We start from the raw sequence: 21,510 nt of genomic DNA on the forward strand, positions 1-21,510 counted from the left end.
ATAGTCCCCAATAGAATACGCCCGACGAGGCGCCGGGCGTATTGATTCTTAGGTTATACGCAAACACTTAAGTACTATTTAGGCGTTTGCAGCGTGCATACCTTAGGCCAGGTGCGCGATAACGGCATCGGCAAAGGCCTGCGTGCCCACGGCGCCCTCAACGGAGCCGGTCTGAGCACGACGCACGTCACCGGTAACCTGCTCGCCCTCGTCGAGCGTGGCGGAGACGGCGGCACGAATGCGATTGGCAGCATCGTTCTCGCCCAGGTGATCGAGCATCATCGCGGCAGAGAGGATCTCGGCCGTGGGGTTGGCGATATCCTTGCCCGCGATATCGGGTGCGGAGCCGTGCGTAGCCTCAAAGATGGCGCAGTCGGCACCGATGTTGGAGCCGGGGGCCATACCCAAGCCGCCCACCAGGCCGGCGCACAGATCACTCACAATGTCGCCGTACAGGTTGGGCAGCACCAGGACATCGAAGTCGTTGGGGTTCTGGACCAGGCCCATGCAGGTGGCGTCGACGATCTTGTCGTTGAACTCGATATCGGGATAGCTGGCGGCCACCTTGCGCGCCACGCGCAGGAACAGGCCGTCGGTCGCCTTCATGATGTTGGCCTTGTGCACGGCCGTCACCTTTTTGCGGCCGCAGCGGCGGGCATACTCAAAGGCATACTCCACAATGCGACGGCTCTTGGCGATGGAGATCGGCTTGATCGAGATGGCGGAATCGGCGGCGAAGGTCTTTTGGCCCGAACGCTCGACGAGCTGCGAGAGCTCCTCGACCTCGGCAGCGCCCTCATCGAACTCGATGCCGGCGTAGAGGTCCTCGGTGTTCTCGCGCACGATAACCAGGTCGACATCGCGGAAGCGCGAGCCGTCACCCGGCTGCGACAGGCAGGGGCGCACGCAGGCGTACAGGTCGAAATGCTTGCGCAGGGCCACGTTGACGCTGCGGAAACCCGTGCCGACCGGTGTGGTGATGGGGCCCTTGATGGCAACCTTGGTCTCGGCGACCGCATCGAGGACGTGCTGGGGCAGCGGCGTGCCAAACTCGTCCATGACGCCGGCGCCGGCCTCCTGGACGTTCCAGTTGATCTGGACACCGGTGGCCTCGACCACGCGGCGCATGGCCTGCGTAATCTCGGGACCGATACCGTCACCGGGAATCAGGACTACATCGTGCGCCATAATCTGTTACTCCTCGTCTTCGGCGTCGTCAGATTTTTTAACGCTAGCACGCTTCTTCTTTTTGGAGAGATCCAGGCCAAAACGTTTAACAAGCATTTCGCAAATCTCGCTCGAACGGGCCTTGAGATAGCTGCCCTTACCGTTCTCGGCATCGAACTTAAGGCGCAGCGCAAGCTTCTCGGCAACCTCGGCGTCGATCTCGCCCTGGCAAAACTCGTACAGGCAACCGAGCATGTCGCGATACTCAAGGTCGCCGTGGTAGCACTGGATGGCCTCGTCCAGGATGGGCCAAGCCTCGCGCGAACGCTCGACACTCGTGGCACCCCACACGCACAGCAGGCGGAAGGCGACATAGCGCAGCGTGGAGGAGATCTCGTCGAACAGTGCAGTCTCGGCGCCCTCAAAGGCATCGCCCAGCTGCTCAGGGCAGGTGGTGGCGAGCGCCGTCAGGGCATCGAGGGCCTCCCAGCGGGTCTGCGCCTCGGGGCGGTCGAGTGCCTCGATCAACGCGGGCACGCAGGGCACGACGCGCTGCGGATCGCGCTCGGCAAGCAGGTGCAGCACGCGGGCGGCAAACTGGCGGATGCGGCGCGTGGGGCAGCCGAGCTCCTGGACCAGGCGATCGACGGCGTTCTCGTTCTCCTCTGCCAGCTGGAGCTGTGCCAGCTCCTCGTCGGTGAGCTGTTCGTCTTTGTTTTCTGCCATAGTTACCTCTTCTTACTATTTCTTAGCGTGCTTGCCAGCACCCTTGCTGTCATCGGTGACCGAGATGAGCTGTCGGTCGGCCGCGCCATTGCGACGTGCACGGCGGCGTTCCTCGGCATCGCCCGCGTCGGCGGCGGCTCGATGAGCCTTGTTGACGTTAAAGACCTCGTCGTGCTTGCGCCACGGACCGACGGACTCGCCAAAGCTCATCTTAAGGCCGGCGATAAAGCCACCGAGCCAGCCGATCGGCGCAAACTGCACCAGCGGGAACAGCGAGAACACCCAGGTCAGCAGGACGACTGCCGCCGCACCCGCAAAGTTGGCAATCCAGTAGTCGCGCTTGGTGATCACGCGCTTTTCGCAGGCCCACTGGCCGCACAAAAAGCCGATGTAGATCGCAAAGAGAAAGAGCACCAGCGCAAGCACCACGAACGTCCAGCTCATAGGCGCTACTCCCCGTGATGGCGGCCGCAGCAGCACTCGTGGCCGTCGTCATGGCCGTGGCCACCGCAGCACTCGTGGTCCTCGCCGTGGTGATGGCCACAACCGCACTCATGGTCCTCGCCGTGCTCGCCGCAACCGCAACCTTCCTCGTGAGCGCCATGCTCCTCGGGACGATACTGCGACCAGTCCAGACCGGCGGCGATGGCATCGGCCTCCTCCTTATAGAGGACCGTGATGGCCTGAGTGCCCAGCTTGGCACCACCGATGGCGTCGAGCATGTCGTAGAGCGTAAAGGCCACGTCGGCGCCGGGCAGCGCGAGCTCGCGGTCATCGGCGTAGGCGAGCGCCAGACGCAGGTCCTTAATGAAGTGCTCGACCATAAAGCCGGGCTTGTAGTCGCCGTCGAGCGCCTTGGGGGCCAGGCTCTCCATGGCGCCGGACTTGCCGGTGCCGCCCAGAATCATCTGGCGGGTCTTCTCCAGGTCAAGGCCGCTCAGCTCGGCAAAGGCCAGCGCATCGGCCATACCGACCATGCAGGCGCCCAGCGACACCTGGTTGGCAAGCTTGGCAGCCTGACCCTTGCCGGCGCCGTCGAAGCAGCAGATGGTTGCCGCAAAGGTGGAAAGGATGTCGCGGACCGGGGCGATGTCGTTCTCGGTAGCGCCCACGATAGCCGTGAGCGTGCCGGCAATAGCGCCCGACTCGCCGCCGGTGACGGGACAGTCAAACGCCATGCGGCCGGAAACCTGGGCGGCCTCGGCAATGTCGCGCGCCAACTCGGGCGAGCTCGTGGTGAGGTCGATCAGGACCGCGCCGGGCTTAGTGCACGCGAGCAGACCGTCACCCGCCAGGTAGAGCTCCTCGACCTCGGAGGGATAACCCACCATGGTAAAGACGACGTCGGCGTTCGCCGCGGCATCTGCCGGCGTATCGGCCCAGACGGCGCCGCGCTCAACGAGCGCTGCAGCCTTGGACTTGGTGCGGTTGTTGACCGTGACGGGATAGCCGGCATCCAGAATGTGGCCGGCGATGGGGGCACCCATGATTCCGGTGCCGATAAATGCGACAGAGAGCTTGTTTGCCATGAAACCTTTCCTTTTGGGTTGGGTGTTGTTACCAGGTTGAATACTCGGTGCCAGCGTTTAGGCTGTGAGTCGAGGACGATTACGGACGCAGCGCTTGCCTACTGGCCGCGCACGCGGCGAGCGATGCGATCGGAAAGCGACGCCCTGTCGGCGCGGTTCTTACCCCAAAACGCGCAGGCCACCATGCCGGGGCCCACGTGCGAGCCAATGGTGGGACCCACGGAGCTTCGAATGATCGTGACGTCGGCGCAGCCCTCCTCCTTGCGGATGGCAGCTTCGAGCCAGTCGCCGTCCTTTTCGGCATCGGCCGTCATGATGGCGATGGGCATGGTGCGATCGGGCACGTAGTTCTCGCGGAACGACTTGAGGATGGACTTGAGCGCCTTCTTGCGGCCGCGGTTGACGCCGATCAGCGACAGCGAGCCGGCAAGGTCGTAGGAGAGCTCGGGCTTGACGTCGAGCTTTGCCGTGAGCTGCGCCGCCGCGGGCGGAATGCGGCCGCCGGCAGCCAGTGCATCGAAGCTCTCGAGCGTAAAGTAGCCGTGGACGTAGGTCTTTGCCTCGTTTGCCCAATCGACCAGCTGCTTGGCGGTCAGTCCCGCCGAACGCTGGCGCACGGCCTCGAGCGCCAAGAGCGCGCCGGTCGCGCAGGGCAGAGCGTTGTCGACCACGTAGAGCTCAAAGTTGGGATACTCGGCGCGCACGGCATCTGCCGCCTGGCACGCGGAGTTGTAGCTCGACGACAGCGCCGAGGTAAAGCACAGGTAGACCGTGGGCGTGCCCTCTTTGGCGCACTCGGTAAAGAACTCGATATAGCGACCGAGCGACACAGCCGAGGTGGACACGCGGGCACCAGCGCGCATGCGGTCGTAGAACTCCTTAGGGCTCATGCTCGACCAGATGTCGTCCGTGCGCTCCTCGCCATCGATGATAAAGGGGAAGCCCAAGATATCGACATCGAGGTTCGCGGCAACCTCGGGGCTAAAGTCGCAGCAGGTATCGACGACGATGCGGCAGCGGTCAGAATGGCCGGTAGATGCAGCCTTGTCCATCAAAGCGACTCCTTACGTAAAAAAGGCGGCCACCCGCATGGGATGGCCGCCAACCGTTAACTCATGCAAGTTAACGTATTTTACTCGTCAAGTGTTTCGATGCGGGGCTTGATGATGCCATATCCACCATTCTTACGGTGATACACCACATTGATGAGGCCGGTCGTCGCGTTCTCGAACACGTAGAAGTCGTGGCCCAGCAGATCGGTCTGCACCAGCGCCTGCTCCTCAGTCATCGGGGTGACATCGATGACCTTCTCGCGGACGAGCAGGTCGTCCTCCTCCTCGGGTAGCAGCAGGTCGGCCAGATCCTCGACACGCTCGACCGGTGCGACATCCGCGGCGCTGGCACCGCCCTGGCGGTTGTCCACGACCTTGGTCTTGAACTTGCGCAGCTGACGGGTGACCTTATCGGCAGAGAGGTCGATGGCGGCGTACATATCTGCACCGTGCTCGGCAACGCGAATTACCGAACCGCGGGCACGAACCGTAACCTCGACGATTGCCGGGTTGGGGTTCGAGGGGTTCTTCTCATAACGAAGTACAACGTCGACCGTCATGGGCTCGATATCGAAAACCTTGAGCGCCTCGCCGATCTTCTCATCCACATGCGCACGCAGAGCATCGGTTACCGTCGTCTTGCGTCCAGAAACCTTGATATCCATACGTGGCTCCAATCTGCCTCGGGGACTTACTGTACTGGCTATGTACCCATTGCCGTGCATTTAATCACGCGGATTCCTAAAGACCCGAATAACGACTGCTTGATACCGCATACCGAAGTCTCGCACTTTTCTGTGGCAAAGTGCGCTATAGGAGGGAGCCGACGGCTTTGTATTTGGTCCCGAAAATTGGCTTTGACCTGCTGGTTTTATAGGGATGAAAAAGCCGGGCTCCCCTATTGGGGAAGCCCGGCAGTGCGTGTTGAAACCGTGAAGAGGCGTCCTTTCCAACGTATAGGAGACACCACCCCTAGCAATAACTAGCTATTAAGTTTGTTAATGTCGTCGTCGGTGATGGTGCCTTCCTGGCTGGACGATTTGTCCTCGGAGGATGCGGTCTCATTGTTGGAATCGGAAGACTCGCTGCCGGAGGATGCGGTCTCACTGGACTCAGAGTCGCCCGGCTGCACGTTAGCGCCCGAAACCGTCTTAGTGGTGAGGTCGTAGGGCATCCTGCCATACCAGACAGAGTGGACCGCCTCGAGCGTGCCGTCGGCCGTAATACCGTCGAGGGCATCGCTCACGGCACGGCACAGTTCGTCATTGGACGAGAGGCCCGCAACACCAAGCGTCGAGGGCGCCTCGAGCGAACCGGCATAGGAGACCTCGCTCATCAGGCGTGCAAGGTAGCCGCCGGCCGTGGAGTCGCAGATTACATAGTCGACCTCGCCGGACTCGAGTGCCTCAAAGCACTCGTTGATGTTGGGGTAAGTCTTTTGGTTGGCGGCGATGCTCTGCTTAGCAAGCGCCTCCTGCGAGGCCGAGGACATCTGGACACCCAGAGTAGACGTGTTAAGGGTATCGGTGGAAACGCTTAGCGACCCACCATCGCTGGTTTTACCGAACACGGAAGCGGCATCGTACAGGCAGGTGCCGAGCGAGCTAACGTCCCCGTCCGTGGAGTTGATCTCGCCGATAAAGATATCAGCCTTTTTGTCGCCGAGCGCGGAACCTGCCGAGGACGCATCGACAAAGGCGACCTTAAGGCCCATACGGCTTGCGAGGGCGCGGGCAGCGTCGACTGCATACCCCGTGAGCTCGCCGTCAGCGCCCTGCATGGCCTGCGGCGCATCGGAGGTATCGAGGGCAACCGTCAGGGTACCGGGAGTGACCAGGGCATCATCCGACACCGTGGGCGCGACGGTCTCGTACTCGATCTGGTCGATCGTGGGAGTCGTGAACGTAGACAGCGGGTTGAACGCGCATCCGCTCAGGCCCAAAACGGCGATGACCGCTGCGGTCCCAGCACCTAACCGAGCCGCGTGCATCAAGCTGCCCCTCACCATGTCCACTACCCTGCCTTCTGTGTCGTATACGATCCGTGCGTTTCGCGGAATATCAGATTGTTCCCACCAGCTGACCTGGTATTTGACCCCACACTTGCGCACCGGGGTGTTTGCTCGGGAGGCCGCAGCCACCTTCACGACTGGCCCGCTCGCCCGCGAGGCGGTATTGCCCCAAAGAAAGTAGAACGGACGGTGCGGCTTACATCTAGGACGCGCCATGATCGCGCCGCGCGCACGCGGTCGCTTACGTGGATCCCTTTGACCGCGTCTGTCTTGGACTAGGACGGGCATTTCGTCCGTCCGCAACCACAGCCTGGTAGGAACGTAGCGCATTATAGCTAAGTTCAAGCTAAAGTTTAAGGTTAGGGGCGTCATTCGCATCGCGAGTACAGATTTCGCAGGTCGGAGTGGGCTATTCGTGCCTCTGTGAAGCCCGGAGCTCCCCTATGGGGAGCTCCGGGGCACCCTTCCTAGGGTGCCGTGGCCAAAAAATGGCAAATATGAGTACTGTCACCAATTTAGTAACAGGCAATTTTGGCCTCTCGGACAGATTTTGCGCTCAGTGTCGCCAACCTGATGTTTAGTTATTCTACATTTATTTATTATCTTCTTACTTTATGACGCCTCCGAGTCCTAAATTCCTTGATTTTGCTGTTACTGATTTAGTGACAGTACTCATATTTGCCATATTTTGGCCAGGGCATATGATTAACCCCCTATTTTCGACGTGAATTAGACCGGCTTAAGCCCAAAACACGCCCGCAGCGTATTAAGCAACGCCTCTTGCTTCTTCCTGCGGGCATCGACACGATTCCGGTACCGCTTTCGCATACGCTGGTGCATGCGCCATGCGAGTGCCTCCATCGCCTCCATGTCGCAGAGCATCTCGTTATTGACCGTTGCGACCTCGATCCCCATAGCTATAAAGCCCGTATTACGCTTTTCGTCGTGAATGCGCCCACCGCGAGACGAATGGCCCAGCTCACCGTTGTATTCCAGGTCAAACCGGGCTGCCTCTTGATACGCATCGCAAACTGCATGAGGCATCCCCGAGATTGCCTGCGCGCGGTCATCGAACTCGATCTTGTAGTCGGTCTTAAAGGGACCGCAGGCAAAACCGCCATAGGAAAACGGAAGCGAAAACAAAGCGAGCATGATGCACTCCATGGGTGAGCGCAGGTTTTCCGAAAGATAGGGACACAGACGCTGCAGTTGTTTGGCCGTGTTCCCCTTGTATACCGCGAGATAATCTGCCAGACGATCGGGCATCAGCACCGGCTCGACTTCAAAGTAGCCCACGTCTGCTGGCTGGTCCTTGTCCTTTGCAAGTTTATTCGTAACAGGCGAGGTGTAGGGAGGCAGATACTTCCCGCGGTCACTCAGCGAAATCTTAGAGCACAGCTCCTGGGCCAGGGCAAATGCCTGGATACAGCCGACCTCGCGGGCGACGGCAACACAAAGGGCCTCGGGAGATAGACTGTACACCCCCGGTTCCACCTCTAGAATCGAGCCGGCGGGCAACCCGGAGCATACGGACCAGCCCACGCCAGGCATGCGGCGGCGCTGCGCCGCAGATCCCACCAGCAAGCAAAGATCTTCTTGCACCTCGCCGCTTGCGGCCCCAATCCGCACCAAGTCGGGAAGATAGATGTCCTCGGTCGAGGGCGACGACGTGCACAGCACACGGCGCTCTTCATCGGGATCGAGGTCCCTCCAGCTGATGTAACCCATTTGTCGGCGCTCGGCGCGCATCATGCGTAGCGCCGAGGCGCCTGTTAGGATTACGGAAGCCGCTAGCTGTTCGCCTGTCGGCTCGTTGCACCGCTCAATCTTTACTGCCACAAAACCACCCCTACCAAACGCGTGCGATAGCGAGGCCATCGACTGCTGCGGCGCCGGCGCGCTTGAGTTCCGCCGAAGCCGCGGCCATCGTCGCACCCGTGGTGATAACGTCGTCGATAAGCAGCAGGCACTTGCCCCGCACATCCTCAACCGTCTCGTACATGCCTTGGGCACGCTCGCGGCGCTCCTCACGACCGAGTTCGCGCTGGTCGCCATGCCCGTACTTGACGAGAGCATCGAGCAGGGGAACACCCGACAGCTCGCAAAATGGGCGCGCAATAGCCTCCATATGATCAAAACCACGCCGCCGAAACGCTGCCGCCGTCGCAGGCACAAACACCACCGCATCCGCACCGGACAGCACACCTCCTAAGCGTTCGGGCGCTACGACCTGGGCATGCAGGGCGGTGTCGTAGAGCAGCTCCGCCAGATACGGAGCCAGACGTCGCTCGCCCGCATCCTTGTACGCTTTAATGATGCGCGGCAGCGGATGCGCATAGACGGCGCACGCCAGGCAGCGGTCGAGCGCCTCCGCCATTGCCGAAGACGTGCCCTCGACCGAACACTCAGTGCACAGCAAATCCCCAAACGGGGCACCGCATCGGGTGCAGCTATGACGTGGGTCGATGAGCGTGAGCGCGGCCAGGCAGTCTTGGCAAATAAGCGCACCGGCGCGCTCGCAGCCGGCACATCGTGTTGGCGACAATGCCTCGAGCGCCTCGCGTGCCACCCGCTCGGCAAACGGTAGCAATTCGTCCGCAAACGGTAGGGCACCGGCACCCTGCAGACGGCTCGATATGTTCAGATGGCTCTTCAAGACACAACCCTCCCTACATTCGGTCGCAGGGAGGGTTGTTGATTCGGCGCTATGATACCCCGATGCGCTCGGGGCAAGGCGGGCTAAATCCGCTCGCGGGCGTTATTCGCCGGCGGGCGGTTGTGGTGCGGACGAAGACGGGGTCGAGCCCTCGCCACCATCCTGGCGCGGCTTGCGGGAACGGCGCCGGCGACGGCGCTTTTGACCCTGGTCGGCCGAGCCCTCGCCACCGCGATCCTCGCGCGGCTCGCGCTCGTCGCGAGCGGCGCCACGCGAAGCCTTAGCAGCCGCTCCCCCGCCATCTCCGGGACGACGGCGCGTGACCTTGACCTCGCCATCCGAGACCTGATCGGCCACGGAGGGCACTGAGGGCTTCTGTTGCGCGCCCGAGGAATGGCGACGGCGCGGACGCGGCGCGCGCTCCTCCTCGCCACGTGACTTGCCGCCCTTGTCGACAGGCGCATCGGAGGCCGAGGGACCCTTGGAAGCGGCACCAGCCTCGCGAGCAGCTGCGGCGCGGAAGGCGTCCTCGCGCTCCTCGCTCGACAGATGACGGCGACGACGGCGCGTGGGATTCATGCCACCGCCGCGATTCTGCTGCTGGGGCTGTTGAACCTCGCGCTCGCGAGCGCCGTTCTTGCCGGCGGCTGCGGCCTCGCCGGCATCGGCAGAGCCCGCACGCTTGCGGCGGCGACGGCCGCCAGCGGCCTCCTCGGCCTCAGGCGTTGCGGCATTGCCACGGCCCTTTCCGCGGCCACGGCTCTCGCCCTGGCTCTGACCGGCGCGAGCATCGGATTCGGCATCGCGACGACGGCGCTTGGGCATCGACGTGCCGGCCAGACGGTCGGCACTCGACAGGCCATCGCCCACGTCGACGCCGTTCTCGCGATCGAGCTCCATGAGCGCCAGGCGCATCTCGGGCGACTCGATGCGCTCGAGCACGTCGCGCGTCACGCAGTCGGGACGGCAATTGCAGCCCTGCTCGGCAGCTTTCTTCTTGCAGCCCTCAGAGCAGGTCATGTCGGCCAAGTTGACCTTAAAGACTTTGCCGTTCTCCAGGCGCAGCACTAGCTGCTCACGCGGCGTGTCGTATTCCTGAATACGTGCCTTGCCAAGCGGCGTATCGATGAGCGTCTTCTTTTTGGGTGCACGGCTCTTAAAGTCCTTGTACGCCTCGAACTCATAGCGCAGACAGCACATCAGGCGGCCGCACACGCCGCTGATCTTGGACGAGTTGAGCGGCAGGTCCTGCTCTTTTGCCATGCGAATCGAGACGGGCTCAAACTGTCCGCCAAAGCGCGTGCAGCAGAGCTCCTGTCCGCATTGGGCATAGCCGCCCACCAGGCGGGTCTCGTCGCGCACGCCGATCTGGCGCATGTCGACGCGAATGTGCAGCGTCGAGGACAGGTCCTTGACGAGCTGACGAAAATCGACGCGCTCCTCGGCCGCAAAGTAGAACACGGCCTTCTCGCCGCCAAACAGGTACTCGACGCCGACCGGCTTCATCTCGAGGTCGAGCTCCTTGACCAGGCGACGGAAATCGACCATGGCCTCGTCGCCCTGGATGGCCAGATCATCGGCAAGCTGCAGGTCGATGTCGCTCGCCACGCGCAGCACGGGCTTGAGCGGCTGGCCGATCTCGTCCTGCGGTACCTCGAAGGGATCGGCCGTGACCAGGCCGATCTCGGTTCCGCGCTCGGTGGAGCAGATGGCATAATCGGCCTCGAGGATATCCAAATCCTGCGGGTCGAACCACAGGTCGCGCGAGGCGTAGGTAAACTTAACGGGTACGACTAACGGCATTTCAGTGCCTTCCTGATATCGAACAGCATGACCTCGATGGCCAGCTGGGGAGTAACGTTTCTGGCGATGTTGCGCTCGGCGGTCGCGACCGCCTCGAGCGCCTGGGTGGCACCCGCAACATTCGTCGCAGCGGCAAGCCGACCGATCGTGTCACGCACGTCTTCGTTCACCACGTCGGCCGCCTCGTCCTGAAGTGTCAGCAGCACGTCGCGCATGAGCGTCCGCGCGCTCGCCAGCGCTTCCATGATACCCGAACGCTCGCGCGCGTTGAGTTCGCGCTTGTTGCGGTCCTCAAGCTGCTTCAATGCTCCACGCGACAGGTAGTCGGCATTTTGCTCGAGTACCTTTTCCTGCGTGGACTTGACCTCGGCGAGCGGCGCCTTGACGGCGACGATGAGCGACTTGGCGCGACTGAGCACGTCGGCCTCGTCGGCGGCAATGAGTGAGTCGATGGCACGGACCATCTGACGGCGGGCGTCCTGGCGCTCGGCGCTCTTAAGAAACTCGATGCCGCGTGTGGGGCTTCCCGCCACGGCGACCGCCATGCGGCAACGCGCGGGGTCCTGGCCGGTGGCGCGGCTCACGGCCTGCGCGGCGACGGCGGGCGACACCAGCCGAAACGGCACGCACTGGCAGCGGCTCACGATGGTGGGCAGCATCACGTCTGCCGAGGTGCCCAGCAAGATGAACATAACGCCCTCGGGCGGCTCCTCGAGTGTCTTGAGCAGTGCGTTGGCGGTGTTGGCGCGCAGTTGCTCGGCACGGTCGATGATGTAGACCTTGGCCTTGGCGCGAATGGGTGCCAGCGGCACGTCATCGAGCAGCTCGCGGGTCTGGGCAATAAGATAGCCCGTGGCGCTCTCGGGCGTGTAATAGTGCACGTCGGGATGCGTATGCCGAGAGACGCGCACGCAACTGTCGCATGCGCCGCAGCCGTCCTGCTCGCACAGGAAGGCTTGGGCGAGCGCCCACGCGGCATCGAGCTTGCCCGCGCCGGGCGCGCCCAAAAACAGGTAGGCGTGCGATGCACGGCCGCTGGCGACGGCATTGGTCAAAAAGTCGCGCACGCGCTCTTGGGTGTCGAGCTTGGCCAGCAGGCTTGCCTGAGCGGGGGCCATGTTACTCGGCCTCCTTGGCAAGCGCGGCGGCGACAGCATCCTGGGGGATATCGAGACCGTACGCGCGAACCTGCTCGACCGTCTTCTCGAAAACTACCTCGACGGTCGTAGTGGCGTCGATGAGCTTTACGCGGTTTGGCTCCTCGGCAGCAATGGCGCAAAACCCCTCGTAGACACGCTCCTGGAATGCCATGCCCTTAGCCTCCATGCGATCTGCCGCGCCACGGGCTGCCATGCGTAGCGCCGCCTGCTCGGGCGTGATGTGGTAGACGAGTGTGAGCGCCGGGTGCGTTCCCGCGACGGCCAGGTTGTTGGCGTCGCGCACCATCTGGCGATCGAGGCCGTCGGCAAACGCCTGGTAGCAGGTCGTGGAATCGTAGAAGCGATCGCACAGGACCACCTTGCCGGCAGCGAGGGCGGGCGCGATGACCTCGTGCACCAGCTGGGCACGCGCGGCCTCGTAGAGCAACAGCTCGCAGGTATCGCCCATCGCCATATTGGCGGGGTCGAGCAGCAGGGCGCGGATCTTTTCGCTGATGGCGGTGCCGCCCGGTTCGCGCAGGCTCACAACCTGGTGGCCAGCGAGCTCGAGCGCGCGAGCAAGCAGGCGCGCCTGCGTGGACTTGCCGGCACCGTCGACGCCCTCGAGCGTGATAAAGCTATGTTGAGCGGGCTCAAAAGCCATGGACGCAGCCCCTTCCTACAAGGCGCGTAAATGCGGATATATCAACCAAGCCATGATACCCCAGGGACAGGCGCGCCCCAACGATTAGCCGACAGTTAGGGACGTTCCTAAACTGCCGGCAGATAAGGAACGTCCCTAACTGCCGGCTTCTTGGGGCAGTGGGTATAATCGTCGTATTGCATTGAAATGTGGCGAAAGGAGTGGCAATGTCTCGGTATTGCGCCTCGTGCGGCAAGCTTCTTGAAGATAATGCCAAGTTCTGCACCTCGTGCGGTGCACCCGTTGAGCAAACAGCCGCGAGCGATAGCCAGCCCGCTTTTGAGCAGACCGGCTCCCTTGATACGCCGCAAGCCAAGGCGGACGACCCCCTCGCCTATAGCCCCGACCCCGCCGCAAGGACCGAGGCCGTCGAGACCACGCAGCGCATACCCGTCGCGAGCGGCTCGCCCCAACAGCAGCCGGCTCCCGCATACGCGCCCGCTTCGCCACAGACCCCCGCTCCCAAAAAGAGCGGCACCGGGCCGCTTATCGCCGTTATCGTTGTGCTGGTGGCGATCATCATCGCCCTGGTCATCTTCTTTGCGATCAGACCGTTCGACAACGCCGCCACGCAGACGACTGCCGAGGTAGCTAAGCTGCACCATGACGTCGACGACGATGACCTAAAGCCTCTCGGCGATCCCAACAGCCTGTACGACGATGATGACGATGACGACGAGGATGGCGGCGAAGCGACCCTCTCCGAGCAAAACCTCTACCGTCGCCTGAGCGAGTACTACGACCTGCTCGAAGACCTCGACAACTACGTCCGTGGCTGCGCGCAGAACTTCAACGGCAACTATCTGGAAGAGGATCGAACCACCCGTCAAAATCTCGCCGACGTCGCCGAGCGCACGGAGGACACCATCGAGCAGTATTACGACATCGTCGAGGACCTGGACGTCCCGACGAGCTCCAAAAACTACAGCTCCTGGAAGGACATCATCGCCCTGTACGACGACCTGGATCACCGCATTGACGCAATCAGTGATGCCTGGGAGATCAGCCTGAAATACGCCAAGCCTGCGGACCACAAGAATGAGATCGTGGCGCCGCTGTCGCGCGACAACGTGGCGGGCACCAATGACAATAAGTACCGCCTAGACTTTGAGGAGCGCTATCCCGGCGCCAAACCCGTCGAAGTGAACTAGCGCTTTGTCGTTCCCGAGCCGGCAGTTAGGGACGTTCCTAAACTGCCGGCAGAAAAGGAACGTCCCTAACTGCCGGTCAAAAAAACGAGCGAGGATCATGAGACCCTCGCTCGTTTTTTGGGCATTGTTTCGACTGCGCCGTTACTTGTCGGCGACCTTCTTGGCCGTCGTCTTCTTGGTGGTCGACTTCTTGGCAGTCGACTTTTTCGCCGTCGAAGTCTTCTTCGCAGCGGTCGTCTTCTTCGCCGTGCTCGCCTTGGTTGTGGTCTTGCGGCCGCGGGCGGGCTTCTTCTCCTTGGTCGGGCAGTCCATGTTCACGCAGATACGCCACGGGCCGCGCGCCGTGTTGACCACCACGATGGGAGCGCCGCACTCGGGACAAGTCTCGCCCGTCGCCTCGAGTTTTCCACGCGCCGGCAGTGGATAGCTCACGCCGCAATCGTCATAGTTGGTGCAGCGGATAAAGCGCTTGCCGCTCTTCTCGCTCTTGTGCGCGATCAGGTCGCCATGGCGTCCGGCCTCGGCACACACCTTGCACTCGCCCACCTTAAGGTCGGGCTCGTAGTTGGTGGGGCACGTGGGGTTCACGCAGATCTCGAAGGCCTTCTGGCGGAACGGCTGGCACTTAATGCGCGGCGCACCGCACTCGGGGCACACGGCGGCCTCGCCCTCGAGCGGGCTTACCTTGACGCCACTCGGCACCGGATAGGTCACGTCGCAGTCGGGCCAGCCCATGCAGCCAATGAAGCTGCCGCGGGTCTTGGCGCTCGTCTTCATAACCAGGTCCTTGCCGCACTTGGGGCAGGCGCCCACGCGCGCATCGGCCGTGACGGCGTCGCTGATGGCGTCGCCGAGCTCCTGCGTATGCTTGAGCAGCTCGTCGAGCACGCCGGCCAGCAGCGCACGCGAGTGCGTCACGACATGTTCTTCGGTGTCCTCGCCGCGCTCCACGCGGGTCATGTCGCCGTCGAGCTCGCTGGTCATATCGGGGCTCGTGATGCGCGGGGCAAACTGTGACAGCGCATCGATGATGGCGATGCCCAGCTGGCTCGGCTCAACGGGATCATTTTTGAGATAGCGCACGGCATACAGGCGCTCGATGATGCTCGCGCGCGTGGACTTGGTGCCCAGGCCGCGCTTCTCCATCTCCTGCACGAGCTTGCCCTGGCTGTAGCGCGCGGGCGGCTCGGTCTGCTTGGCCTCGAGCTTAATGTCGAACACGTCGACCGTATCGCCCTGCTCCAGCGGCGGCATCTGCTCGTCGCGCTTAAGGCCGTACGGGTACGCCTCGCGGAAGCCCGGGGTCACGAGCACGTCGCCCGAGGCCACGAACGGCTCGCCGTTGACGTCGAGCTCGAGCTTGGTGTTCTCGATGGTCGCAGGACCCATGAGCGTCGCCAGGAAGCGGCGGGCGATGAGGTCGTAAAGCTTGCGCTGGCCGCCGTCGAGCGTGGACGGATCACCCTCGCCCGTGGGATAGATAGGCGGGTGGTCGGTAGTCTCGACCTTGCCGCGCGTGGGCTTCATGGGACCGGCGAGCACCTTTTTGCACACGGGCGCCAGCGCCGGGTTGATCTTTGCCAGGTCGCTCACCACGGCGCCCAGATCGAGCGTCGCGGGGTACACGGTGTTGTCGACACGCGGGTAGCTGATGAGACCGGCCATGTAGAGGGACTCGGCGATGCGCATCGTACGCGCAGGCGAGATGCCCTCGGCCGCGGCGGCAGCCTGCAGCGAGGTCGTCGCAAACGGCGTGGGCGGCTGCTGCTTGCGGGAGCGCTTGGTCACCGCGGCGACGGTTGCCGTCGTAGCGCCGTCGACGTGGCCGTACGCCGTCTCGGCAGCATCTTTGTCGGTAAAACGTGTCGTCTTGTGCGCAATCTTAAAGCGGTCATCCTCGGCAGCACCCTGAGCGGCACCCATGCCGCGAATCTGCCAATAGTCCTCGGGCACAAACGCCATGCGTTCGCGTTCGCGCTCGACCACCAGAGCGAGCGTCGGCGTCTGCACGCGGCCGGCGGAGCGCACGTTGCCAAAGCCGCCAAACTTGGCGAGCGTCAGGTAGCGCGTGAGCACCGCGCCCCAAATGAGATCGATGTGCTGGCGGCTCTCGCCGGCGTCGGCCAGATTCTGGTCGAGCGAGACAAGATTATCGAAGGCCTGCGTAATCTCGGCCTTGGTAAACGAAGAATACTGGGCGCGGGCGACCGGCAAGTCAGGCGCAACCTCGCGCACTTTGTTGAGGGCGTCCGAACCGATCAGTTCGCCCTCGCGGTCGAAGTCCGTGGCGATAATGACGCTGTCGGACTTCTTGGCAAGGTTCTTGAGCGAGCGGATGAGCTCCTTCTCGGCCGGCAGCTTAATGACGGGCGCCCAGGTGAGGTAAGGCAGGCTCTCGAGCTTCCAGCCCTTGATGGAGATACCATCGGCAAGAAACGGCTTGCGCTTGGTGTCGTAGGGCGGACGTGCCAGGCCATCGGGCATATCGGCCGGCAGCATCTCGCCGTCCTCGGTGACCGAATACCAGCCCAGCTTTTTATCGAACAGCACGCTGTCGCAAAAATCGGGCGCAAGGATGTGACCGGCAAGGCCGATGGTCACGCACTCCTCGCCCTTCCACTCAAAACGGTAGATGGCGGTGTTGTACACCTTGTCCTTTTTGGGTTTGCCCGTGGACAGACGCTCGGCAATCTGACGCGCGGCGTCGTTTTTCTCTGCGATGATGAGCTTCAAAAGAGGCTCCTATCTCGTGTCTCTGCGGCTACGCCCGCCCGTATGGCGGCCGACTTACGCCCTTGCTTGCTCAATCTGCCCGATGAGCCAATCGCACCAGGCATCCATGCCCTCGCCCTTGCGCGCGCTCACGGCAAACCGCGGCGCCTGCGGATTGAGGTCATCGAGTGTCTTAGTATACCTATCCATGTCAAAATCGAAAGCCGGAGCCACGTCGACCTTGTTGAGCAGCTGCGCGCCGGCGTGTTGGAAGATGCCCGGGTACTTGATGGGCTTGTCGTCGCCCTCGGGCACCGAGAGAATCATGATGGACAGGTTCTCGCCCAGGTCAAAGTCGACCGGGCAGACCAGGTTGCCCACGTTTTCGATAAAGATGACGTCGATGTTCTCCAGACCGACGGCCTGGTCGAAGGCATCGACGGCCTCCATGATCATGTTGCCCTCGAGGTGGCACAGGCCGCCCGTGTTGATCTGAATGGCGGGCATGCCGGCTTCCTTCATGGTGATGGCGTCGACGTCCGAGGCGATATCGCCCTCGATGACAGCACAGCGCAGGCCGGCTTTGTCACGCAGGCGCTCGTTGGTGCCCAGAATCGTGGTGGTCTTGCCCGAGCCGGGGCTCGACAGCACATTGATCACGTAGGTGTTTGTCTCATTAAATCGCTGACGCAGCTGATCTGCCAGGCGCTCGTTGCGCGACAGAATCGGCGATGCAATATCAATCGTTTTCTCGGCCATACTTAGCGCTCCTTACTTTGGCCCCTTTATACCCCATCACCAGATGGCTAGCGGGCTAATCGTCGGGGGTTTCGATTTCGATACTTGCGATATCGAGCTCGCGGCCGTGCAGTAGGCGCACGTTGGCACCACCACACTGAGGACAGCGACAGTGGAAGCGATCGTGGTCGAAAACCTCGCCGCAGTCTAGACACTCGCTTTGTGGATGGACCTCCTCCACGGCAAGCTCGCAGCCGCGCGTGAGCGGGTCCTCGTCGCGAAACGTCTCCCACGCAAAGTCGAGCGCCTCGCGCACAACTTCGGTCATATCCCCGATACGCAGCGTTACCAAAACGGCGCGCGAGGCCCCCGCCCCACGCGCCGCGCGAATCACTGTATCGAGTATGCCGTTGACAATGCCAACCTCGTGCATACCGATTTACTCCTCGTCGTCCTCGTCGTCCGAGAACAGGTCCAGACGGCTCACGAACAGGCCCTCCTTGCCCTCGCGCGCGGTAATGACCACGCGAGCGATGGCGAGCGAAATCTCGTAGAGCGAGAGCAGGGCGCCATACATGAGACCCAGCGTAACGGGCGAGCCGTCGGGCGTAATCACAGCCGAACCCACGAGCAGGCCTACGTACACGTAGCGCCAGGCGCTGCGGAAGGCCGCATAGGACACGATGTGGAAAACGGACAGGTAGAAGATGATGAGCGGCAGCTCAAACGCCACACCAAAGCCGATCATAAAGAGCAGCTCCATGTTGACGTAGTTCTCCAGATCGGGCAACGCCGTAGCGACAGCCGAGGTCTCGCCGATGAGCCACTCAAAGCCCGCCGGGATGATGATGAAGTAGCAGAAGATGGCACCCAGGAAGAACAGCACCGTCGAGGCGAGCACCGTGGGCACAACCCACTTGCGCTCGTTGGGGCGCAGTGCCGGCAGGAAAAATGCCAGAATCTGCCAGATGATCATGGGCGTGCACATGACCACGGCCATCTTGATGGCAAGCGAGAAGCGCAGGCCAAAGCCGCCGAGCGTGGTGGTGATGTAAAACTTACCGTCCGGCACAAAGGAGCGGATGGGGTCCTCAAGAATATCGAGCACCACGGGCGTGGCAAAGTACAGCACGATGGCGGCGGCAAACACCGAAACGACCACGATGGTCAGGCGGCGACGGAGCTCTCCCAGGTGATCGAAGAGCGGCATGCGCGCAGGTCCGATCGGCATTACTCATCGCCTCCCTTCGGGGCGTCGGCGGCAGCAGCCTCGGCATCGTCCTCGACCTCGAGCTCGCGAGCGAGCTGGTCGACGACGGCCTTGCGCTTGCGGGGACGACGGGCGTAGAGGTCAGCCGTCGTGGGCTCTGCCGGCTCGGGCTCGGGCTCTGCAGCAGGCTCGGGCTCGACGGCAGGCTCGGCGGCAGCGGCAGGCTCGGCCTCGGCACCCTCGGCCTCGGACTCCTCAGCAGCACCCTCGCCCTCGGCGGCAGCCTCGCTCGCGGCCTTCTCGGCAGCAAGGCGGGCACGACGCTCGGCAAAGGTCTCCTTCTTGGCGGGCGCTACCGTCTCGGCAGCATCCTCGTCCGCATCGGAATCGTCATCGACGGCAGCCTTCTTGGGCTTGACCGGAGCCGAAGCGGCCTCGCTTACCGGATCGATGATCTCGGACTGGACAACCGCCGTCATCTTTTCCTGCGTCTCGCGGAACTGACGGATGGCACGGCCGATCGTACGGCCCATCTGCGGGAGCTTATCCGGGCCAAACAGCAAAAAGCCGAAGACCACGATGATTGCCAGCTCACCTTCTCCAATACCAAACACACATACCTCCAAGGCTCGATGTGATTCGAGCCCGCACCGCGCCATTCGGCCGGAACTCGTCTATTCATTCGGTCAAGTATAGCGCCCGGACGCCAAAACGTCCGAGCGCATCACAAACATATGCCAAACGGCACGCCCTTTTGGGGCAAAGATTATGCAGCGGTGATCGAAATCTCCTGGTCGACACCCAACAGCTGAACCACGCGCATCACCGGGGGCTGCACATTGGTGCAGCTAAAGCGCTTGCCGTGGTCAACCGCGTGGTGCGCGGCGCCCACGAGCACGCCAATGCCCGTCGAATCAATGTAGCTCACCTGGGCAAAATCGAGCTCAACGGCCTCGGTGGGCTGCTCGAGTGCCAGGTCGATGGCATTGCGCAGGCTATCGGCGTTAGAGATATCGATCTCACCGGTCACCTTAATGGTGTAGAGCTCTGGCGTGGGGTTGGTGGAAATACCCAAATCCATGTATACGCTCCTTTACGTATCGAAAGTGCGGATAGTACTAGGCGCGGACTTGCGGGGCCCTACGCGTTAGGCGCGCTCGGTACGCGCAAGCTCGGCAGCGACGAGCTTGACAGCCAGCACCAGCACATCGAGCGCAGCCTCCAGGTCCTCGACCGTGGGATAGCTCGGCGCGATGCGGATGTTGGTGTCGCGCGGATCCTTGCCATAAGGCCAGGTGGCACCAGCCGGCGTGAGCTTGACGCCCAGGTCGGCACAAAGCGCGGCGACCTTCTGGGCCGAGCCCTCGGGGCCATCGAAACTCACAAAGTAGCCGCCATGGGGATGAGTCCAAGTGGCGCAACCCGTGTTGCCCAAGCCCTCGGTGAGTTTACGCTCAACGGCCTCAAAGCGCGGGCGCAGGAACTCGGCATGCTTTTTCATGTGCTCCTTGACCGCCTCGATGGTGGGAAGGAAACGCACGTGACGCAGCTGGTTGAGCTTGTCGGCGCTAATAAGACCGGCCTTCAGGCGCTTGGAGAACTCGGCGATGACCGCGGGGCTCGCACCGATAAAGCCGATGCCGGCACCCGGGAAGGTGATCTTGGACGTCGAGGCAAAGGCCACCACGCGGTCCTCGGTGCCCGCCGCGCGGGCAAGATCGAAGATGTTGGCGAGCTCGTCGGTCTCGTCGTACAGGTCGTGCACGCAGTAGGCGTTGTCCCAGAAGATGCGGAAATCGGGCGCGGCCGTGGACATCTCGACCAGGCGACGCACAGTGTCCTCGCTAAAGGTGATGCCCGTGGGGTTGGAATACTTGGGCACGCACCAGATGCCCTTGATGGAGTCGTCGGTGGCAACCAGGCGCTCAACCTCGTCCATGTCGGGGCCGTTGTCGGTCATCGCGACGGGGACGTTCTCGATGCCCAAGTCGGCGGTGATGCCAAAGTGGCGATCGTAGCCGGGAACGGGGCACAGGAACTTGACCTTCTTGCCGTCGTGCGCTGCCTCGTAAGCCTCCCAAGGGTCGCTGCCGCACGAGCCGCAACGCCAGAACATACCGGCGATATCGTGCTCGATCAGCAGGCTCGATGAGCCCAGTACGAGCGTCTGCTCGGCAGGACAACCCAGGAACTCCCCCGCCAGCTTGCGTGCCGAGGGAATGCCCTCGAAGCAACCGTAGTTGGAGCAGTCGACATTGCCGTCGTGCAGATCGGCATCGGCATTGAGGATATCGAGCATGGGGCGAGAAATGTTCACCTGGGAGGGCGACGGCTTGCCGCGCGCCATGTCGAGCGCCAGGCCCTTGGCCTTGACCTCGGCAACCTCGGCTTTAAGCGCCTCGATGGCGGCATCGAGTTCGGTGGTTTCCATCTTCTGGTAGATCGTCTGCATGGGGTGCGACCTTTCGCGAAGCGGTACGTTGCAGTTCGTCTAAGTATAGACCGCCATCGTCGCAACGTTATGAAGCCGTGATAGATTAAGTTCATCGCAATCAATTACGAATCGCCGCGCATGCCGGCGTGGGGCGCCCAAGGAGGCACTATGGAGTACGGATCGTTTCAGGCCGAGGAATTCGGCGACTTGCAGCGCCTGGTCGACGGACTGTTTTACGACCGCCACGCCATCGACCGCCTGGATCTGATCGTACAGGCCGAAATCTTGGACCTGGCGCCCGACCTCATGGAGATCGTGAATCTTTTGCCGCCCGGCTACTACGACCGCCAGTCACTTTGCGACCAGCTCAACTCCGCCTTGGCCGCCCACGGCTGGGGCGCCGTCTACGGAACGGCGGAATAAGCCTAGTCATTTAAGAACGTCCATTACAGTCGAAATTGTCAGCCCGGGCCCGTCTC

21 protein-coding genes are annotated in these 21,510 nt (G+C 62.4%); 2 read left to right on the forward strand and 19 right to left on the reverse strand.

What is annotated here, in order from left to right; translation table 11 throughout:
- Positions 1-102: 102 nt before the first annotated feature.
- The 12 genes from DWV58_RS08300 to tmk all read right to left on the reverse strand — a co-directional run bounded on the left by DWV58_RS08300 (position 103) and on the right by tmk (position 12,747).
- A complete protein-coding gene (locus DWV58_RS08300; RefSeq protein ID WP_117776794.1) occupies positions 103-1,188 on the reverse strand; it encodes an isocitrate/isopropylmalate dehydrogenase family protein in 1,086 nt (361 codons plus the stop codon).
- A 6-nt stretch (positions 1,189-1,194) separates the two neighbouring features.
- Positions 1,195-1,893 carry a HEAT repeat domain-containing protein gene (locus DWV58_RS08305; RefSeq protein WP_117776795.1) on the reverse strand — a complete coding sequence of 233 codons (699 nt, stop codon included), beginning with the start codon at positions 1,891-1,893 and terminating at the stop codon, positions 1,195-1,197.
- Positions 1,894-1,908: 15 nt separating this feature from the next.
- Positions 1,909-2,337 carry a hypothetical protein gene (locus DWV58_RS08310; protein WP_055310425.1) on the reverse strand — a complete coding sequence of 143 codons (429 nt, stop codon included), beginning with the start codon at positions 2,335-2,337 and terminating at the stop codon, positions 1,909-1,911.
- 5 nt (positions 2,338-2,342) lie between these two features.
- The gene (locus DWV58_RS08315; protein WP_117776796.1) at positions 2,343-3,422 is read right to left on the reverse strand and encodes an NAD(P)-dependent oxidoreductase; all 1,080 of its coding nucleotides are present in this window, start codon (positions 3,420-3,422) and stop codon (positions 2,343-2,345) included.
- A 98-nt stretch (positions 3,423-3,520) separates the two neighbouring features.
- Positions 3,521-4,474, reverse strand: a complete 954-nt coding sequence (locus tag DWV58_RS08320) for a DegV family protein (protein ID WP_117776797.1) — start codon at positions 4,472-4,474, stop codon at positions 3,521-3,523.
- A gap of 80 nt (positions 4,475-4,554) precedes the next feature.
- Positions 4,555-5,139: a ribosome hibernation-promoting factor, HPF/YfiA family gene (gene hpf / locus DWV58_RS08325; RefSeq protein ID WP_035137685.1), complete on the reverse strand. Its 585-nt coding sequence runs from the start codon at positions 5,137-5,139 to the stop codon at positions 4,555-4,557.
- A 317-nt stretch (positions 5,140-5,456) separates the two neighbouring features.
- The gene (locus DWV58_RS08330; RefSeq protein WP_233540546.1) at positions 5,457-6,482 is read right to left on the reverse strand and encodes an ABC transporter substrate-binding protein; all 1,026 of its coding nucleotides are present in this window, start codon (positions 6,480-6,482) and stop codon (positions 5,457-5,459) included.
- Positions 6,483-7,214: 732 nt separating this feature from the next.
- Positions 7,215-8,324, reverse strand: coding sequence for a hypothetical protein (locus DWV58_RS08335; RefSeq protein ID WP_117776799.1), 1,110 nt, complete (start codon positions 8,322-8,324; stop codon positions 7,215-7,217).
- A gap of 10 nt (positions 8,325-8,334) precedes the next feature.
- Entirely contained in the window at positions 8,335-9,141 is an 807-nt protein-coding gene (locus DWV58_RS08340) for a ComF family protein (protein WP_233540545.1), read from the reverse strand.
- Between the two features lie 102 nt (positions 9,142-9,243).
- Positions 9,244-10,944, reverse strand: a complete 1,701-nt coding sequence (locus tag DWV58_RS08345; RefSeq protein ID WP_117776800.1) for a regulatory iron-sulfur-containing complex subunit RicT — start codon at positions 10,942-10,944, stop codon at positions 9,244-9,246.
- Positions 10,935-12,062, reverse strand: coding sequence for an ATP-binding protein (locus tag DWV58_RS08350; protein WP_117776801.1), 1,128 nt, complete (start codon positions 12,060-12,062; stop codon positions 10,935-10,937). The genes DWV58_RS08345 and DWV58_RS08350 overlap by 10 nt, the downstream gene beginning before the upstream one ends.
- Before the next feature lies 1 nt (position 12,063).
- Positions 12,064-12,747 (reverse strand): dTMP kinase, encoded by a 684-nt coding sequence (gene tmk / locus DWV58_RS08355; protein WP_117629904.1) that lies wholly within the window; start codon positions 12,745-12,747, stop codon positions 12,064-12,066.
- Between the two features lie 206 nt (positions 12,748-12,953).
- Between tmk and DWV58_RS08360 the strand changes: the two genes are divergently transcribed.
- Positions 12,954-13,937, forward strand: coding sequence for a zinc-ribbon domain-containing protein (locus DWV58_RS08360; RefSeq protein ID WP_117776802.1), 984 nt, complete (start codon positions 12,954-12,956; stop codon positions 13,935-13,937).
- Positions 13,938-14,078: 141 nt separating this feature from the next.
- Here the strand turns inward: DWV58_RS08360 and DWV58_RS08365 are convergent, their stop codons facing one another.
- The 7 genes from DWV58_RS08365 to DWV58_RS08395 form a co-directional block, all read right to left on the reverse strand.
- Entirely contained in the window at positions 14,079-16,670 is a 2,592-nt protein-coding gene (locus tag DWV58_RS08365) for a DNA topoisomerase I (RefSeq protein ID WP_117776803.1), read from the reverse strand.
- 54 nt (positions 16,671-16,724) lie between these two features.
- Positions 16,725-17,408: a hydrogenase nickel incorporation protein HypB gene (gene hypB, locus DWV58_RS08370; RefSeq protein ID WP_006235936.1), complete on the reverse strand. Its 684-nt coding sequence runs from the start codon at positions 17,406-17,408 to the stop codon at positions 16,725-16,727.
- Between the two features lie 55 nt (positions 17,409-17,463).
- The gene (gene hypA, locus DWV58_RS08375; RefSeq protein WP_022093859.1) at positions 17,464-17,820 is read right to left on the reverse strand and encodes a hydrogenase maturation nickel metallochaperone HypA; all 357 of its coding nucleotides are present in this window, start codon (positions 17,818-17,820) and stop codon (positions 17,464-17,466) included.
- Positions 17,821-17,826: 6 nt separating this feature from the next.
- Positions 17,827-18,618 carry a twin-arginine translocase subunit TatC gene (gene tatC / locus DWV58_RS08380; protein WP_055285525.1) on the reverse strand — a complete coding sequence of 264 codons (792 nt, stop codon included), beginning with the start codon at positions 18,616-18,618 and terminating at the stop codon, positions 17,827-17,829.
- The gene (locus DWV58_RS08385) at positions 18,618-19,211 is read right to left on the reverse strand and encodes a twin-arginine translocase TatA/TatE family subunit (protein ID WP_158564552.1); all 594 of its coding nucleotides are present in this window, start codon (positions 19,209-19,211) and stop codon (positions 18,618-18,620) included. Before DWV58_RS08385 ends, tatC begins: the two co-directional genes overlap by 1 nt.
- A gap of 152 nt (positions 19,212-19,363) precedes the next feature.
- Entirely contained in the window at positions 19,364-19,678 is a 315-nt protein-coding gene (locus DWV58_RS08390) for an STAS domain-containing protein (RefSeq protein WP_035137695.1), read from the reverse strand.
- Positions 19,679-19,744: 66 nt separating this feature from the next.
- The gene (locus tag DWV58_RS08395; protein WP_117776805.1) at positions 19,745-21,049 is read right to left on the reverse strand and encodes an aminotransferase class I/II-fold pyridoxal phosphate-dependent enzyme; all 1,305 of its coding nucleotides are present in this window, start codon (positions 21,047-21,049) and stop codon (positions 19,745-19,747) included.
- A gap of 150 nt (positions 21,050-21,199) precedes the next feature.
- On the opposite strand from DWV58_RS08395, the gene DWV58_RS08400 reads away from it, so the two are divergent.
- Positions 21,200-21,454 carry a hypothetical protein gene (locus DWV58_RS08400; RefSeq protein ID WP_117776806.1) on the forward strand — a complete coding sequence of 85 codons (255 nt, stop codon included), beginning with the start codon at positions 21,200-21,202 and terminating at the stop codon, positions 21,452-21,454.
- The last annotated feature ends 56 nt before the right edge of the window (positions 21,455-21,510 follow it).

Source organism: Collinsella sp. AF11-11, assembly GCF_003465485.1.
Lineage (GTDB): Bacteria > Actinomycetota > Coriobacteriia > Coriobacteriales > Coriobacteriaceae > Collinsella.

Coding starts and splice junctions, on each gene's coding strand:
- DWV58_RS08300 (WP_117776794.1), bottom strand. CDS start 1,188: ATGGCGCACGATGTAGTCCTGATTCCCGGTGACGGTATCGGTCCCGAG.
- DWV58_RS08305 (WP_117776795.1), bottom strand. CDS start 1,893: ATGGCAGAAAACAAAGACGAACAGCTCACCGACGAGGAGCTGGCACAG.
- DWV58_RS08310 (WP_055310425.1), bottom strand. CDS start 2,337: ATGAGCTGGACGTTCGTGGTGCTTGCGCTGGTGCTCTTTCTCTTTGCG.
- DWV58_RS08315 (WP_117776796.1), bottom strand. CDS start 3,422: ATGGCAAACAAGCTCTCTGTCGCATTTATCGGCACCGGAATCATGGGT.
- DWV58_RS08320 (WP_117776797.1), bottom strand. CDS start 4,474: ATGGACAAGGCTGCATCTACCGGCCATTCTGACCGCTGCCGCATCGTC.
- hpf (WP_035137685.1), bottom strand. CDS start 5,139: ATGGATATCAAGGTTTCTGGACGCAAGACGACGGTAACCGATGCTCTG.
- DWV58_RS08330 (WP_233540546.1), bottom strand. CDS start 6,482: ATGGTGAGGGGCAGCTTGATGCACGCGGCTCGGTTAGGTGCTGGGACC.
- DWV58_RS08345 (WP_117776800.1), bottom strand. CDS start 10,944: ATGCCGTTAGTCGTACCCGTTAAGTTTACCTACGCCTCGCGCGACCTG.
- DWV58_RS08350 (WP_117776801.1), bottom strand. CDS start 12,062: ATGGCCCCCGCTCAGGCAAGCCTGCTGGCCAAGCTCGACACCCAAGAG.
- tmk (WP_117629904.1), bottom strand. CDS start 12,747: ATGGCTTTTGAGCCCGCTCAACATAGCTTTATCACGCTCGAGGGCGTC.
- DWV58_RS08360 (WP_117776802.1), top strand. CDS start 12,954: ATGTCTCGGTATTGCGCCTCGTGCGGCAAGCTTCTTGAAGATAATGCC.
- hypB (WP_006235936.1), bottom strand. CDS start 17,408: ATGGCCGAGAAAACGATTGATATTGCATCGCCGATTCTGTCGCGCAAC.
- hypA (WP_022093859.1), bottom strand. CDS start 17,820: ATGCACGAGGTTGGCATTGTCAACGGCATACTCGATACAGTGATTCGC.
- tatC (WP_055285525.1), bottom strand. CDS start 18,618: ATGCCGATCGGACCTGCGCGCATGCCGCTCTTCGATCACCTGGGAGAG.
- DWV58_RS08390 (WP_035137695.1), bottom strand. CDS start 19,678: ATGGATTTGGGTATTTCCACCAACCCCACGCCAGAGCTCTACACCATT.
- DWV58_RS08395 (WP_117776805.1), bottom strand. CDS start 21,049: ATGCAGACGATCTACCAGAAGATGGAAACCACCGAACTCGATGCCGCC.
- DWV58_RS08400 (WP_117776806.1), top strand. CDS start 21,200: ATGGAGTACGGATCGTTTCAGGCCGAGGAATTCGGCGACTTGCAGCGC.